The 14,670-nt window shown below is 64.1% G+C and carries 8 protein-coding genes; all 8 read right to left on the minus strand.

Going from position 1 to position 14,670, the window contains the following annotated elements:
* Positions 1-94: 94 nt before the first annotated feature.
* Positions 95-5,284: a DEAD/DEAH box helicase gene (locus ACPQ6D_RS00610; RefSeq protein WP_423222343.1), complete on the minus strand. Its 5,190-nt coding sequence runs from the start codon at positions 5,282-5,284 to the stop codon at positions 95-97.
* 265 nt (positions 5,285-5,549) lie between these two features.
* The gene (locus ACPQ6D_RS00615) at positions 5,550-7,208 is read right to left on the minus strand and encodes a protein O-mannosyl-transferase family (RefSeq protein WP_423222344.1); all 1,659 of its coding nucleotides are present in this window, start codon (positions 7,206-7,208) and stop codon (positions 5,550-5,552) included.
* A gap of 49 nt (positions 7,209-7,257) precedes the next feature.
* A complete protein-coding gene (locus tag ACPQ6D_RS00620) occupies positions 7,258-8,067 on the minus strand; it encodes a hypothetical protein (RefSeq protein WP_423222345.1) in 810 nt (269 codons plus the stop codon).
* 15 nt (positions 8,068-8,082) lie between these two features.
* A complete protein-coding gene (locus tag ACPQ6D_RS00625) occupies positions 8,083-9,669 on the minus strand; it encodes a sugar transferase (protein ID WP_423222754.1) in 1,587 nt (528 codons plus the stop codon).
* 5 nt (positions 9,670-9,674) lie between these two features.
* Positions 9,675-10,766, minus strand: coding sequence for a lysylphosphatidylglycerol synthase transmembrane domain-containing protein (locus ACPQ6D_RS00630; protein ID WP_423222346.1), 1,092 nt, complete (start codon positions 10,764-10,766; stop codon positions 9,675-9,677).
* Between the two features lie 41 nt (positions 10,767-10,807).
* Positions 10,808-12,544: a tyrosine-protein kinase domain-containing protein gene (locus ACPQ6D_RS00635; RefSeq protein ID WP_423222347.1), complete on the minus strand. Its 1,737-nt coding sequence runs from the start codon at positions 12,542-12,544 to the stop codon at positions 10,808-10,810.
* Between the two features lie 43 nt (positions 12,545-12,587).
* Entirely contained in the window at positions 12,588-13,295 is a 708-nt protein-coding gene (locus tag ACPQ6D_RS00640; protein WP_423222348.1) for a sortase, read from the minus strand.
* Positions 13,296-13,306: 11 nt separating this feature from the next.
* The gene (locus tag ACPQ6D_RS00645; protein WP_423222349.1) at positions 13,307-14,602 is read right to left on the minus strand and encodes an O-antigen ligase family protein; all 1,296 of its coding nucleotides are present in this window, start codon (positions 14,600-14,602) and stop codon (positions 13,307-13,309) included.
* Positions 14,603-14,670 lie beyond the last annotated feature (68 nt).

Genomic DNA, 14,670 nt, shown 5'->3' on the forward strand with positions numbered 1-14,670 from the left:
TCCGCCGGGCGTCCACCTGAGTGGACGCGGCGTGGGACGCACCGGTGGTCGGCGCAGGCCGACCTCGCGGCCAACGGCCCTTTAGCGACCGATTTCAATCGGCCATCCCAGTGACACCGAATACATCTGCATATTCCACCAACCTGGCCTCGAGGGTCTCATCATAGCGGATCACGATGACCCGATACCCACGTGCCTTGAGTTCCCTCCGCACCGCCTCATCGCTCGCCCGCTGCTGCGGCTCGTCGTGCACGCGGCCATCGCAGTACACGCACACGTTCGGCTGATAGAAGAAATCGGCCACGGTCATCACGCCCGGCGCCGCATACTGCGCGAAATCGGGCAGTCGCCGCTTGGACCCGTGCAAAGCATCGAGCAGGGTGCGCTCGAGATCAGATCGGCTGTCCGTCAGCTCCCGCAGCCAGCGGTACTGCGCTTCATAATCCCGCACCCCATCAATCTGCGTGACGCTGCCGGCCAGCGCCAACAGCGCCTCGCGCACCGCGTGACGGTTGAGCAACCGGTGCTCACGCTGGTTGTAGTATGACATCAGGCACTCGTAGCAGGCCCGGGCGCAGCCATTTTCGAGGTCGCTGGCCGGCCGCTGATCCGCGCCGGTCGTGGGATCGAAGTGCAAGACCTCCAACGCCTGCCGCGCGACCGCCGCCAGGGCGCCCGGCTCTTGCACCAGCCGGCGCAGCACCCCCAGGCCGCCCTCCGCACCCTCCCAGAACAGGATGCCCAGGTAATTACCCTCGCCGATCAACTCCGAAGCCAGCTCGCTCTCCTCGACCTCGAACTGCTCCTGGATGCCGCGCGCCAGCGCGTACTGCAGGCTTGGCAGGAACGCGGGATCTGCGACGTCGCCGATCTGCTTGGGATAGACCAGCAAGGCGTTGGCCGTGCCACGCACGAAGAGCCGCACCTGCGACTTGACATCCGTCGGCGCGCCTGCCGCGGCGCCGCTCCCATTCCTGGCAGGCGTCTCATTCTGACTCAACCACAGGCCGTTCTTCATATCGAGCCGGTAACCGGTCTCCTGGCGCCTCCGCCAGCCGTGGTTGATGCGCCAGAGGGTGGCCGCGGGCGCGTACACCAAATCCAGTAGGGGAGGCGTCTCCCCGCCCCGCCCCGGCTCTTGCACCTTGGCCAGGCGCCGTCGCAGTTGTCCTTCCGGCCCTTGCGCGAAGCGGAAGTTGGTACGCGTGTCGTACCCCATCCGCATGCGTTCTTCTTCGTCACTGGTGATGCGATCCCGGCGCTGAGTGCCCACGGTCGGCATCTCCAACAAGTGCGCCACGTAACTACCGGAGCCATCCAACGCGCAGTTGCAGTTGCGGCATTGCTCGTCATTGACCGCTTCGCCTTCGTGAAGGTACCCGCAGTTCTCACACAGCTTCGCCCGCACGAACCGCTTTTCCGGCTCCTGCGCTGGCAGCCATACCCGATTTACCTGGTACTTCGCCCCTTCGTGGTAGATGACGTTGTCTGGGGCAAACTCGTTGATCGCCAGGAAACGCGGTCGTGCAATAAATTCACCCTCGCTGCGACTGGAAATGAAGACGCGCACCGGCAGCGCTGGGAAGTTATAGCCGGGCAGGAAACCTTCGCTCGCCAGGTAGCGGTAAGTGTAAAAGTCTGATTCTTCCACCCGCACGTTCTGGCAGGTCAGCAGCTCCAACTGACGCCGGGCCTCGCGCATGGCAGCCTCGGCGTCCTTGATGGCCTCCGCGCTGGCCTTGCCTGCTTTCCTGAACCCGCTCACCTGCTGCATCTGAGCCGCCATCAATTGCGTCATCGCGGCGCGGTAGATCTCGCGCCAGCGATCGAACGCGCCGTCAAACGCGCTCGCCGCCCCGTCAATCTGGGCCTCCAACCAGCCCTCCTGCCGCCAATCGGCATCCGCCACATCGGGCCCGCATGCCGCCAGGATGCGTTGGCATTCCAACAGGCAACCCTGTCGCTTAGCCGGCGTGAAAGCGATCTGATCCTGCACGGCCTGCTGCAGCGCCAGAGTCTCCTGTTCTGCGTCAATGACCTCCAGAATGGATCCCTGACCTTCTGTCAGACTGAGGCCGGTCCAGGCCAGCCAGGTGGCGTGGATGTGCGCCCTGATGAGGTCCTCGTTGCTGAGGTCCAACCGGGGTGCGGTCACCTCGCCGGCTACCATCTTATCCCGGCGCTGGAAGAAGTATTGGTCGTGCCCACTGCGGGTCGCACAATAAGCCAGGATCAACGCAGGCTGACCCGCGCGCCCGGCCCGGCCGCTGCGCTGGGCGTAGTTGGCCGGTGTGGGCGGCACGTTGCGCAGGTGCACGGCGTTCAGGTCGCGGATGTCAATACCCAGCTCCATCGTTGGCGAACAGAACAACGACGTCATCTGACCCTTGCGGAAGGCTTCCTCACGCTTCTGGCGCACCTCCGGCCGCACCTGCGCCGTGTGCGCACCGCCGCTCATGCCGCTGAGCAGAGGTCCGGCGCTGCGGTAGAAGCCGGTGAAGAAGCGATTGGCCCTTTGCTCTACCAGCGCGTACGTCTCGCCGCGTCCCCGATAGCGGCGCAGGGGGTTGGCCGCTGGTTTTCCGTCCCCCAGCCGCCAGAGCAGCGCACTAGCCCTCAGGCGCAAGCCGCCCTGCCGGGCTATACCTGTGCCCTCATCGGCGCGGATCAAGAGGCCGTTGCCGGCCAGGACGTTGGTGATGGCCTTGATGAGCGCATTGTAGGCGTCGGTGTCCAGTTCGCGCCCCAGCTTGTCTTTGACGTAGCCCTTCAGCCAACGGCCGATCACGCCGCGCGACGAGAGGCTGAAATCGCCGCGCTCGCGATCTTCGTCGGGCAGGACGAAGAAAGATGCGTAGCGCAATTGCTCATCTTCGCTGAACGCCCAGCCCTCATCCAGGTATTCGATGGCCCGGCGCTTCAGCTCATCCTGCGCCGGCCCGCGCTTGAGGCACGCCACGTCAATCGTGGACTGCCGGCGCATTTCGTCGAGGATCGTCCGCAATACGTCGCCGCGCTCAGTCCTGGTCAAGTCGGCCATGAAAGCGACCCGCGCCCAGATGTCCTGGCGGGCAATCAGCGCTTCCAGCCCGTCGTAGTCCATGCGCAGCAGCCCGCACTGCTCCAGGTTGGGCTGCACCACGCGCCAGCCACGGCGCAGGTCCTCGTAAAGCCGATACTCGACCACCTCCCGCAACACCTGCCTGGTCTTGCCAGCCTGCAGGCTGCTGGCATCGAGGTCTTTCTGCTTGGCGTAGTCCTTGAGCTGCAAGTCCAACGCATCAACGACCCGGCCGGCCACCTCCTCAAAGCGCAACTCACGGTATTGCGTGAGCGCCTGGTGCAGGGCAGCCCGGATCAGCGCCACCTGCACAAAGTCGTTGAAATGACCGGCCTGCAGCGAAGCGTCCTGCCGGTTGTCGGTGAAGCTGAGCACCTTCTGCGCTTCCCGCGTCAGGTCGGTGTCGCGCATGGCGCCCACCGTGGTCAACGCCAGGAGCGTCGTCGCTGTGCTCCGTCCCTCGCTGGAAAGCGCTGATAGCTTGCGGAAGTCGTTACGGTCGCGGCGGGTATACGCCTCGCCGCACGCCAGGCACAGCATGAAGGGTTGCGGCTGAAACCAGCACGGTATGGCATCGGACGCGGCCTCATCTGCGACATCGCCGTTCGGCCTGACGTACACGCGCTGGGCGCGATACTTGAGATAATCCTTCTTCAATTTGCCTGGCTTGGCTGGCTCGAACCAGTGCTCCGGCAGGGCCGCGGTCTCATCCTGCCAACGGCCATCCCGGTCGGGCATGACATAGCCGAAGTCAACATCATCGTCACTGTTGGCGATGCTTCCCTCGGGCGTTGGCAAGAGGCGACGTCCGTCCTGCTGCCGGGTCACCGCGTAGTATTCCTGTCCACACACACGGCAGAACTTCAGAGGGTACAGCAGGCGATCCCCAACGCCGGGCGCATAGAACTGCCCCTCCAGCGTCAACAATCGGTTCTCCGGCCCCTCCAATGTGGCATAGACCGAGCCGCCCTGGCTGATGAACTGGTGCAGCTTGAACGCGTAGGCCTGGCTGCCATCCGGTAGCAGGGTTTGGCTGCCCAGCAGCAGCAGGTCGCGCAGCCGTTCCACACACCGCTCAAGGCCGATGCCTGTGATCTGGCTCAGCCGCTTAGCCCCCTCAGACAGAGATGTCGGCAGCCGGCGTCGCAGGACGCCTGCCGGGTCCACTTGCAGGCCAAAGGTGTCCTCGATCCAGGCGCTGAGGGGATTGGCGGCGAAAGCGGCCCAATTCCCTGCCGGCGGCAGGGGCGCCGCCAAGGCCTGCCGCAGCGCCGTCGCTTCCGGGGGGCCGGCAGCCGGGATGACCCGGCGCAGCGTCTCCTCGACAACATTCTCGGCTTTGACCGGCGCCCCGAAGAACTTGGTGGCAAAGCCGGCGACGGCCTCCCGGCGTTCCCCTTGCGATCCAATGCTCACCATCGTGGCGCTGGTGCCGATGCAGATCAGGTTGGCGTTGCCGCTGCGTTCGCGCAGGCGGCGGATGAGCAGCGCCACATCGGCGCCTTGGCGTCCCCGGTAGGTATGCAGCTCGTCCATCACCAGGAAACGGAGGGCTGAGGTTGTCTGGTCAATGAAATGACGCTCGCGTGGGCGCACCAGCATCAGCTCGAGCATCACGTAGTTAGTGAGCAGGATGTGGGGTGGATTTTGGCGCAGGCGCAGCTTTTCTTCGTCCGATTCTTGCCCCGTGTACTTGGCAAAGCGCACCGGCATCGGCTTGCCCATGCGTTTCTGGTAGCCCTCCGCCAACTGGCGCAAGGCATCCTCCTGGGAGTTGACCAGGGCGTTCATGGGATAGACCACAATCGCCCACACCTTCGCTTGGCCAGGATTGCCGCGCAGCACGGCATCGAAAATGGGCAAGAAGTAAGTCAGGGTCTTGCCAGAGCCAGTGCCGCTGGTCACCACGAAGTGCTGTTTTGCCAGTCCTTTACGGATCGCTTCTTCCTGGTGACGATAGAGGCGGAACGACGCGCCGGCCGCATCGCGAAAGATGTCGGCGCAGCCTGCGTGCAATGCACCGGCGGCGGTGAGTTCTTCGACCGTAGATGCTTTTCCATAGGCGGGGTTGAGTTGAATGAGCGCATCCGGCCACAGGGTGCGTTCACCCATGATCTTCTCGTTGACAAACGTGCGGATGTCATCGTCAGCGATCGAGAAGAAACTCTGGACATACTCCCCGTAACGGTCGAGCACCTTTTCGTGAGTGTCAAAGATATCCATGGGATGGCCAGCCTCTTGTGCCAGAGATGGACAGAGTCAGTGCAACACAAAAGCCGCAGGCCCAGGAGATAGGACTGCGGCCTCATTTGCTCGTCAAGAACATTGCTTATTATGGCTATTATACCGTTATCAGGGCCTCAACGCAAAGCGGCGGCCACACGCGTCGTTTCTTTCCGAAAAGCGCAAGAGCGGGGGTCGAGCGTTGCCCGCTGATGGACAAGAACAGCGAACGCTGTGTTCAGGCGAGCATATAACGGCGTATAAGCTATCTTCTCGCGATGAGGAGTATCTGATTGTCGCTCCTCGGTGGAGAGGAGGAAGCAGCCTGCACCCGCCACAAGACGCCGACCGGCTGCAGGTCGTAGCGCAGGGCCAGGTCTTCGTCAGGATCGGTCGTGAAAATCGGGCGCTGGCCGAGTTGGCTCTCGATCAGATCGCTCACATCCGGCCCGGCGCTGACCGCGAGGTCCGGCCAACGCTGCGCCAGGTGGCGGCGATACCAGTCAAAATTCCACAGCGTGCGTTCCACGACGGCCACATCGGGCCGCTCTCCCAGTCCATCCTGCACATACCATAAGGCAAAGGTGTGTTCATCACCGCTGGCGATGAGCAAGGCGTTGGGCGCGGCCGCGGCCAGCGCATCCTGCGCATACTGGCGGGCCGTTTGGTCGCGGCTGAGATCAACGGCGGCCCAGTTGCGCCACAGCAGCAGCGCCGGCACCAGGCAGACGAGCCAGGCCAGCCCGGCAACCTGTCGGCGCGCCAACCACGCGGCTACGGCCAGCACCCCGGCGGCCTGCCACAGCGCCGCCAGCAGGAAGACGGGCAGCAGGTAGACGAACGCATCCACGGTGGCGTAACCGAGGGCGTAGAGTGCAACCAGGAGCGCAGCGCCGACCGTCGCCAGGGCCAGGCGCCGATCCTGGGCTGCCAGCCGCCGCAGTCCGAGCGCGGCCAGGGCCAGCCCCGGCCAGGCCAGCGGCTGCGCCAACAGGCCAGCCCAGGCGCGCAGGCGGATCAACATCTCAGGCAGGGTCAAGCCAAAGAGGGCGCCGCGGTACAGTTGCGCGCTGACCAGCCACCAAAAGCCGCCTGGTGTGGTCGGATCGCCCCAGCGCAGCGTGGGCTGACGACCGGCCGCCAGCGGCAGGTAGACGTAGACGGCCAACCCGGCCAGGAAGGGCAGCAGCAAACCAAAGAGGCGGCGCGCCGCGATGAGCGGGGGAAGTTTGGCGCCAAAGCCCAAGAGCAGCCAGGGGCCAATGAAGATGAGCGAGAGGTGATTGCCGAGGCCGAGGCCAAAGACGAAGGCGGCCAGGCGGCGGCGAGCCAGTGCATTGGGCGACTGAGGCAGGGTCAACGCGGCGATCAATGCCACAAAAAGGGTGTGCAGCGCATAAACTTCAACCAGGATCGCCTGCGACCAGAAGGTGAATTGAAAGGCCAGGGCCAGCCCGCCCAGCGCGGCCGCGGCGCGCACGCCTGGCTGCCGCGGCCACAGGGTCTGCACCAGCCAGGCGACCAGGGCGGCGGCGATCGCCGCGCTGAGAGCCGAGAGCAAGGCCACGCGGCGTGCCAGTTCGCCGACTGGTAGATGGGTGAACAGCCAGGCGAGCAGCGTCCAGGTCGGGTAGCCCGGCGGATGCGGGACGCCGAGCACGGCCGCAGCGACGGCCAGTTCACCGCTGTCCGCGCCATCGTGCCGCCAGGTGATGGAGGGCGCCAGGGTGACCAGGTAGACCGCGAGCGCGGCCAACCCCACCAACAGCGCCATGCCCAGCGCGCCCCAGTCACGCGGCGCGGCCGGCGGCGACAGGATGAGATCGGCCGCGGCTGACGCACGCGGGGCAAGGCGCTGGCGGTCGGCAAACCGGGCGGCAGCCCGCGGCGGCGATCTGCGAGTCGCCCCTTGTGGGCCAAGCATGTGGACTGCCCCCGTACTCGAATGCGCCTGTGCGCCTTGCCTGGCCGTGTCAGCGCCCAGCCGCGCGTGAAAGATCGCCGCCCACCGCGGGCAGGAAAGCGGGCGGCAAGCCCACCGTCAGCACGGCCGCGCCCGCGCCGGCGCGCGCCTCGATGTCGAACACGGAACCGAGCGGGACGCCGCTGCCGACGCTGAAGACCAGCGTAAGGGTTTGCGGCCGGTTCGGCGCCAGGTTAGTGAGGCGCCAGCGTGATCCGTTGGCATCGAAAGCGCCGGCGGCGGCCTGAGCAGTCGTCAAGACCAGCGCGGGCGGCGCCACCAGGCTCACGTCGCCCTGCTCCAGCGCCACCGTGCCGACGTTGACCGCTGTGACCGTGACGGTGAAGACCTGGCCGGGCGTCACCATCACCGTGCCAGTAATCGCCACACTGAGACCCGCCGTACCAACTGGGGGCGTGACCGTTGGCGTACCGACGACCGTCCTCACCGGCGTGGGGGTTGCCGTCGGGGGCGCGTTGGTGGGGGTGAAAGTGGGCGGCGCTGCCGTCGGCGTATCTGTGGCGCCAGGCGCCGGCGTCTTGGTCGGGCCAGGAACTGGCGTTGCCGTAGGAGCCGAATTGGTCGGCGTCGCCGTGGGCGCCAGGCGCGTGGGGGTGGCGGTGGGCGGTGGTCGTGTAGGCGTGACGGTAGGCGGCGCGACCGTGGGCGTCGCCGTGGCCGGCGCTGGCGTTGCTGTGCGCGTGGGCACGGTCTGCAGCCGCTCGCTGCGTGAAGTGCGCGCGGCGTGGACCGGCAGGAGCACAAAGGCCATCATCGCCGCCAGCGTCAAGCCAGCCAGAACTAGTCTTGAATAACGCATAGAGTACCTCAAGGTTCAGTACGAGCCCTCGCCGCGCAGCACAGCCGGCAAGGTTTTCAATAAAATGGCGACATCGCGCCACAGCGAATAATGCTCGATGTATTCCACTTCCAGCGCCACCCGCTGGGCAAGCGTCAAATCGCCGCGCCCGTTGATCTGCATCGGTCCGGTCATGCCCGGCTTGACCGAAAGGCGGCGGCGCTGCCAATCGTTATAGCGGGCGACCAGGGCTGCTTCTTCCGGCCGCGGCCCTACCAGGCTCATCTCACCGCGCAGGACGTTCACGAACTGCGGCAGTTCGTCCAGGCTGAAACGGCGCAGCCAGCGGCCCACGCGCGTCACGCGGGGGTCATCGCGAATCTTGTAGGCCGGCTCCGACAAGGCGTCCAGGTCAACCACCTCATGGCGCCGCAGTTCCGCATTATCCACCATCGAGCGAAATTTGTACACTCGAAAGAGACGACCATTTTCGCCGACCCGATCCTGGCTAAAGAAGATCGGCCCGCGCGTGTCCAGCTTGATGGCAATGGCAATGACGACCATCGGCAGCAGGCTGATGGCCAGGCCGACGACTGCGCCGCTGACGTCGAGCAGGCGCTTGCCCACACGCTGCCAGGCGCTGAGCACGGGCCGCCGCGCCCCTTGCGCATCGCCCCGAAAGTGGAAACGGCCAGCGGCAAAGCCGGCGGTCAAGGTAAGCGCGCGCACGGCCAGCATGAACGGCGCGACCAGGCCGACAGGCCAATCTTTGCGCAGGGCTTTGACCGTGAAAGGCAGCGCGCTGAGCAGAAAAGCCAACGTGAGCGCGGCCGCGCCCCATAACGCTGGCCGCCAGAATAAGGCCAGCGGCAGCGCGGCCAACGCCAGCGTGATCAGCGCCATTTGCACCTTGAGCACCTGCGGGGTGTGCGAATCTTTCACCAGGCGCTCCGGCAGCCAGCGGGTCAGCAGCGCTTTGTAATAGCCAATGTAGAATTTGCGCCGTACATACTCGGCCAGGGTTTTGTCATGCTGATGATAAACCTGGGCGTCGGGTACGAACCGCATGTGGTACCCTTTTTGCGCCAGGCGGAAGGAAAACTCCTGGTCTTCGTTCGAACCGGTGCTGAAGATCGTATCAAACCCGTTATTTTCCAGGAACACGGCGCGGCGATACCCGGCCGAGTAGGTATCAATGAAGTCTATGTATTCCTGCGTGCGCATGCGGTCATAGCGATCTTCGTACTCGATCTGGACAAAGCGCGCCGCCAGCTCACGCTGACGCGTGAGATAGGCGCCCTTGACGCCGATAATATCTGCACGCGCAAAGGCAGCCGCCATTGCCGCCAGCCAACCGGGCGCGGGTTCACAGTCGCTGTCAATGAAAAGAACCAGATCCCCGCACGCCTCGCGCACGCCGTGGTTGCGAGCGCCGCCGGGACCCTGGTTGGGCTGCGTAATCACTCGCACCCCCAGCGCCTGGGCCAGGGCCGCAGTGCCGTCCTGTGAGCCATCGTCCACGACGATCACTTCCACCGGCTGCGGCCACTGCTCGATCTGCGCGAGCAGGGCGCGCAGCCCGGCGCCCAGCGTATGCTCGGCGTTGTAGGCCGGGATGACCACCGAAATCAAGGTCGCGCCTCCTCGGACTTGCGCCGTTCGCCGGCGCGCAGGTCGCGCACGATAGCCGATGGCGCATCTCGGCGCAGTTGCCAGGTCTGCCAGAGCAAGGCCAGACCACCGCTAATCATCAGGGCAAGCGGGGCCACGATGTATAGCAGTACGCCAACGGCAAAGCCATGCACCGCGGCCACGCCAAACCAGGTCAGCGTCAGTTGGCACAGATATTGGAAGACGCCAATTTTGCCCGGAGAACTGGGAACGCTGATGCCTGCCTGGAGAACGGCAAGCAAGGTGAACGAAACAACCCAATCACCGGGGATGCCCAGCGCCAGCAGCGTCAAATAGTTGGTGGAGCCGGCCAGGAGCCAGATGGCAAGCGACCAGAGAACAACCCGTATGACCACCGGGGGATAACGGAACGCGTCCAGGCCGCGCAGGGCTGCATCCAGCCACCCAATCCAGCGTCCACCGCGGTTATTGGGCAGGCGGTCGAGGGCGCGACGCGCCAGGGACATCCACTGCTGGCGCCAGTGCAGGCCGATGATCGCGCCCGCCAGTAAGGCGAGCGCAGCCAGGATCATCGTGGTGCGCCGGCTCGTCAGGGCGGCGGCGCCCGCGGCGTTGGATGCCACCAGGAAAGGCGATAGGGTCAAAACGCACAAGGCCAGCATCGCCAGGTCAAGCATTTTTTCGACGCCGACCGTGGCCAACGTTTGCGCTTTGCTATCGCCAAAGCGGGCGCCAACCAGGTAGGCGCGCAGCAGTTCGCCGCCGCGAACAGGAATGGCTAAAGAGACCGCTTGGCCGCTCAGTAGGATGGCGAACAACGAATGAACGGGCAGATGACGGTGATGTGGGTAGAAGAGCAAGCGCCAACGCGCGGCTTTGGCTAGATTGGTCACCAAAACCGACAACAAGGCCAGGGCCACCCAGGTCAGCTGCGCCTGTCGCAGACTGACCAGCACGGCGTCGAACGCGATGTCGCGTAAGGCCAGCCACAAGCAAAGAAGGCTAACGGCCAATCCCAGCCCCACGCGGCCATAACGTCGCCAGCGCTGGTCTGGGGGAACAACGGGCGCCTGGTCATCCATGTCCATTGTCAGCAGCCTGGCGAATCAGAGAAGCCTGCGCATGTCGTCTACTGCGAGCGATTGGACGGAAAAATGGTCGCCAAACGGCGTGCGGCCGAGCGCCACACACTGACGCCGCTACGACCGCGCCGCACTGCGGTGGGCGCCGCGCCGTCGCTGCTGCCGCTGGCGCCGTTGCTGCTGCGCGACTTTTTCTCCCCATCGCCCTTGTCACTGTCGCCATAGTAGCGATGGTAGTAGTAGTAATAACCATCGGTGTTGGTGGGGCTGAGGCGATTCAAGGCCACGCCCAGGATGTGCGCACCGACCTTGCCCAATTCCTCAGCCGCTCGACGCGCCAACGGCTCGCGGGTTTCGCCCGAATCCACCACCAGCAGCACGCCATCTAGCTGGCGCGCGAGGACGGCCGAATCGGTCACGGCCAGGGCCGGCGGGCTGTCGAAGATGATGATGTCGGCTACGCTCTTCAACGCGTCAATCAGGTCGCCCATGCGATGAGAACCGAGAAGCTCTGACGGGTTTGGCGGCAGCGGTCCGCTTGTCAACACCGACAGATTCTTGATCTGCGTCGGCTGGATCAGGTGTACTAGCGTTGACGGGTCAGGAGTGGTCAGCAGTGCGCTGGTCAGCCCCAGGTTGTTGGGCACATTGAAGACCTTGTGAATGACCGGCCGGCGCAGGTCGGTGTCAATCAGAATGACTTTCTGACCCGTTTGGGCCATGACGGCGGCCAGGTTGGAGGCGGTCGTGCTCTTGCCTTCGCTCGGATTGGCGCTAGTCACCAACAGCGTGCGAATCGGCTTGTCCAGGCTGGAGAACTGGATATTGGTGCGCAAAATGCGATACGCCTCTGAGATAGGCGATTTCGGATTCACGAAGGTTACTAATTGGCGATCGGCATCCGAATCCGCGCTATCCTGGCGCGTGCGCGGAATCGCGCCCAGGGTTGAGAGCTTGAGTGCATTGACCACATCGTCTGGGTTCTTGATGGTGTCATCCAGGTATTCGATCAGCAGCACGCCGCCGGTCGCCAGCACCATGCCGACCAGCAAGCCGAGCAGAGAGTTCAGAAGGACACGCGGCCGAATCGGTTTCTTGGGCACCTCGGCCGGTTCGACGATGGAGACGGTGTCCGTGGCGCGGGCCTCATTCAGGCGCAGGTCTTCGAAGCTCTTAACCAGGTTTGCATAACTGTTGCGATACTGCTGCAGGCTGTCGCGAAATCGCGAAAGATCGGCCTCTTGCGCGCCCGTGCGGTTTTGGATGGCCTCCAATTCGGTGATTTTTGCCTGCACCTGCGAGATGTTCGTGGAAAGGGTGCGAATTTCCTTGTCCAGGCTTTCACGGGAACCCTTGAATCTCTGAAGCTGGCGTTCGGTGTGCTGCTCGATAAAGACCTCGGGAATCGTGTTGGCAATTTGGGTTGCCAGTTCTTTGTCGGTGTCTTCCGCGTCCACGCGAATGAGCTGCGTATCCTGGATAGGCTGCACGCTGATGTCAGATTTCAGTTCGGTAAGGCCAAGTCGCGCGGTCACTGCATCCAACACCGGTCGCGTCAACATCAACTGAGCGAAGGTTTGGGCCTGACGCTCGCTGGCAATGATCGTGCCATAAACGCTCTCGTTGACGCTGGAAGCCTGATCCACGAAGATCGTGGCGGTTGCCCGGTAGACGGGTGTGGTGTTCCGACTAACCGCATAGGTGACGCCGCCAACCAGCAGCGTTCCCAACAGGACGAACCAGAGCCAGCGCCGAAGAATGGCCCCATATTGACGTAATTCCATCGAAAACCTCTATCTCAGAACCAAAATATGACTTGAAAACGGATTAGAAAACTTGCGCCAGCTTGGCAACCACAATCACGCGGTGGGTGTTGCCAAATGAAGGCCAGCAGGTAATCAGCGTCAAGGTGGCGTCAGGCGTTTGTTCCAAATAGCGGGCATTGGCCAAACGCTGCTCCAAAGGAGCGCCCGTTTCTGGCGTCAAGTCTACGCGCTGCACGCGATAAATGAGGCGCCGGCCGTCAGCCGTCTGCAGTTCAATGTCGCTGCCAGGCGTCAGGCGCGGCGTTGGCCGGTCCACATCCAGGCTGATCGCTTCAAACACCTTGCCCTTGATGTTGTTATGGCCCGAAATCACGACGTTGCCGGCCGTGCCTGGCGCGGCGCTGTTGATGTGATGACCCGCGGCATTTTCCGCAATGTCCCATTCCGTCGTGCGCACGCCGTTGGCGTCGGTCACGACGTGCCAACCCACCTCGATCACCGGTACATCCAACGCCAGCGCGGGAATCAGCAGGCGCGTGGCCGGCGACGATGAGGTCAGGGGAGTTGCCAGGACTACGGGTGTGCTGGTTGCTGATGCAGGCGCGTCTGTTGGCGGCGCGACCGTTGCTGGCGGCGCCGGCGTTGTGGGAGGAGTGATGCTCGTCGGGGTGGGCGCAACGGTCGCCGTGGGCGCTGGCCCGTTACAAGCCGCGAGCGTTAAAGCCAGAATCACCAGGCAAAAGCTGCCCAGATTGAATCTCGAATTCATGCGTCAGGTTCTCAAGTCCTTTGCTGCAATTCCTCGATCACGTTGGACTGGCCCAGGGCGATGATCAACCCCAGGAAAATCCACAGAGTGAAGATCGGTTTGGCTCCTGGCGCCACGGCGTCGGTCAGACAAAACAGATGAAAGGCCAGCAAGCTTGTCAACAGGCCGCCGCTCAGCAAGCGGAGGGTTGGCGCGGTCGCCTGTTGGTAAAGCCGCCAGCCGATGCCGCCCGCCAGTAAGAGCACAGCGACATACGCAATCAGGCCAGGGATGCCCAAATCCAGGGCTGTCTGCAAAAAGATGTTGTGGGCATGGCCCACATCGGCCAAAACGGGATCCATGTCAAAAAAGGGCGCGTACGCGATCGCCAGGCGGCGAAACGTTCCCAGGCCAATGCCGGTGAGGGGAAAATCAGCCACGGCCAGCAACCCCCGCCGCCAGATGTCCATCCTTCCCACCAAATTGGCCGGATTCGCGCCCGGCAAGGCCCAAAGCCAATGGCCTCCGCTGCGCAGCAGCCAGTAAGCGCCCACGCCCACCACAGGCAGCAGCGCCGCCAGGCGCCACTGCCAAATCAGGGCGACGACGCCCGCCGCGAGTAGAAGACCCAGCATGGCGCTGCGCGACTGCGTCAGCAGGAGAACCACGCCCTGCGTGACCACGATAACCGTGAGCAGCGCCCGCTGCCAGGGCAGCGCCCACGCCGGCCAGGCCGGATCTGCGCTGCGCCGCCAGGCGCCCCACCAGAGGGCAACGGTGAGCGGCAAGAAAAGGGTAATCATGCCGGCGATTTCATTAGGATGGAAATCGCCGCCCTGCAAACGCTGGCGCAGCGCTTCCGGCAGGCGCGGGACCACGCGATAAAGGCCGGCCAGGTTGAAAACTTTGCCCTCGAACCAGTCCGCGCCGAGCGCGCCGAGCAAGGCCAGGCCAAAGCCCATCAGCACGAGCGCGGCGACCCACAGCCAGACCTGACGCGCACGCTGCGTCGAGTTGACGACCGTATAGAAAGCCGCCAGGCTCAGCACGATGCCGAGCAGCTTCGGCGTAGCCAATGCCGGATCCACGGCCTGCCAGGCGCCCACAAGCGCCATCATCGCCAACAGGGCCAACGGCCAGTCGAGCGGCGTGCGACGCGTCAAGGCGCCGCGGCGTTGCCAGCGCGCCAGCCAGGGCAGACCCAACAAGGCGAGGGCCAGGGGCGTGATAAAATTGGGAAAGAGCAGGAACGGTGCGGCCAATAATAAGACGACGCCTTCGTAACGCAGAAGAAAATCGGCTACGTAACGTAAGCCCCGCTTTGGCATGATGTGTGATGCATCAGAATTTGTCAAAAAAATACGCCGCCCGTGCGACGCGGTGATTGTAGCCGATG

The sequence above is a fragment of the Candidatus Amarolinea aalborgensis genome, assembly GCF_900491745.1.
Classification (GTDB): domain Bacteria; phylum Chloroflexota; class Anaerolineae; order SSC4; family Amarolineaceae; genus Amarolinea; species Amarolinea aalborgensis.

Excerpts from the sequence above, each read along its gene's own strand:
- ACPQ6D_RS00610 (WP_423222343.1), bottom strand. The coding sequence starts at position 5,284 with ATGGATATCTTTGACACTCACGAAAAGGTGCTCGACCGTTACGGGGAG.
- ACPQ6D_RS00615 (WP_423222344.1), bottom strand. The coding sequence starts at position 7,208 with ATGCTTGGCCCACAAGGGGCGACTCGCAGATCGCCGCCGCGGGCTGCC.
- ACPQ6D_RS00620 (WP_423222345.1), bottom strand. The coding sequence starts at position 8,067 with ATGCGTTATTCAAGACTAGTTCTGGCTGGCTTGACGCTGGCGGCGATG.
- ACPQ6D_RS00630 (WP_423222346.1), bottom strand. The coding sequence starts at position 10,766 with ATGGACATGGATGACCAGGCGCCCGTTGTTCCCCCAGACCAGCGCTGG.
- ACPQ6D_RS00635 (WP_423222347.1), bottom strand. The coding sequence starts at position 12,544 with ATGGAATTACGTCAATATGGGGCCATTCTTCGGCGCTGGCTCTGGTTC.
- ACPQ6D_RS00640 (WP_423222348.1), bottom strand. The coding sequence starts at position 13,295 with ATGAATTCGAGATTCAATCTGGGCAGCTTTTGCCTGGTGATTCTGGCT.
- ACPQ6D_RS00645 (WP_423222349.1), bottom strand. The coding sequence starts at position 14,602 with ATGCCAAAGCGGGGCTTACGTTACGTAGCCGATTTTCTTCTGCGTTAC.